Origin of the sequence: Halobacterium bonnevillei, assembly GCF_009831555.1 — an archaeon.
GTDB lineage: Archaea > Halobacteriota > Halobacteria > Halobacteriales > Halobacteriaceae > Halobacterium > Halobacterium bonnevillei.
The window spans coordinates 1-1,079 of sequence record NZ_WUUU01000351.1 but is presented as its reverse complement, the minus strand read 5'-3'; the positions used below and the strand labels follow the sequence as shown (position 1 = coordinate 1,079).

General features: G+C 72.8%; 2 pseudogenes. Both read left to right on the top strand.

The annotated features are described in order from the left end of the window. Positions 1 to 688, top strand: a pseudogene (locus GRX66_RS20240) (diaminopimelate decarboxylase); the annotation flags it as partial. A 79-nt stretch (positions 689 to 767) separates the two neighbouring features. Then, a pseudogene (locus tag GRX66_RS20905) lies at positions 768 to 1,079 on the top strand (diaminopimelate epimerase); the annotation flags it as partial.

Genomic DNA, 1,079 nt, shown 5'->3' with positions numbered 1-1,079 from the left:
CGCCCGCGGGTTCGCGTGGTCGGGATTCATGCCCCACGTGGGGGAGCGGGATGCTGGACGACGCGGACGTCGAGGCGCACCGCGAGGTCGTCGAGCGACTCGCCGCCGTCGCCCGTGAGGCGCCGGCGGACCTCGAGTTCGTGGACGTCGGCGGCGGCTTCGGCGTGCCCTACCACCCGGACCAGGCCCCCTCGACCTTCAGGCGGTCGCGGATGCGACGCGCGAGGAACTCGCAGACGTGGACGCCGACCTCGTCGTGGAACCGGGCCGGTTCCTCGTCGCGGACGCGGGGGTCCTGCTCACGGACGTGAACACAGTGAAGGCGACGGACGGCCCGATGCTCGCAGGCGTCGACGCGGGCATGACGACGCTCCTCCGGCCCGCACTCTACGACGCCTACCACGAGGTTCGGTCGCTCGCGCGGGACGCCAGCGACCGTCCGGAACGGTCGGTCACCGTCGTCGGCCCCATCTGCGAGAGCACGGACGTCCTCGCGGAGCACCGGCGGCTCCCGCGCCCGGAGCGCGGCGACCTGCTCGCCGTCGGCAACGCCGGCGCGTACGGCATCGAGATGGCATCCCAGTACAACTCCCGGCCGCGGCCCGCGGTCGTCGCCGTGGCGGACGGCGACCACCGCCTCGCCCGCGAACGCGACTCGCTTTCGGACCTCACTACCCCAGAACGATGAGCCCAGTACACGACGTACGTCACTCGTTCCCGCACCCGCCGCGCCCGCGAGGGGCGCACCGAGCACACAGTCCAGACCAATGATTCCCTACGAGCGATACCACGGCACCGGCAACGACTTCGCAATCGTCGACGCGGCGAACTACGTCCCCGACAGGGCGCGTTCGCCGAGCGCCTCTGCGCCCGCATCGGCGTGGACGGCGTGCTCTTTCTCGCGCTGGAGGAGCGGTACACGCCGCCGCGCGCCGTGATGACACTGCGTCAGCCCGACGGCTCCACCGCGGACATGTGCGGGAACGGGGCGCGCTGTGCCGCTCGCTGGGTCGGCGAACGCACCGGCTCGGACGCCGTCATGCTGGGCACGCAGGCGGGGACGCGGCGCGCCGACCTCG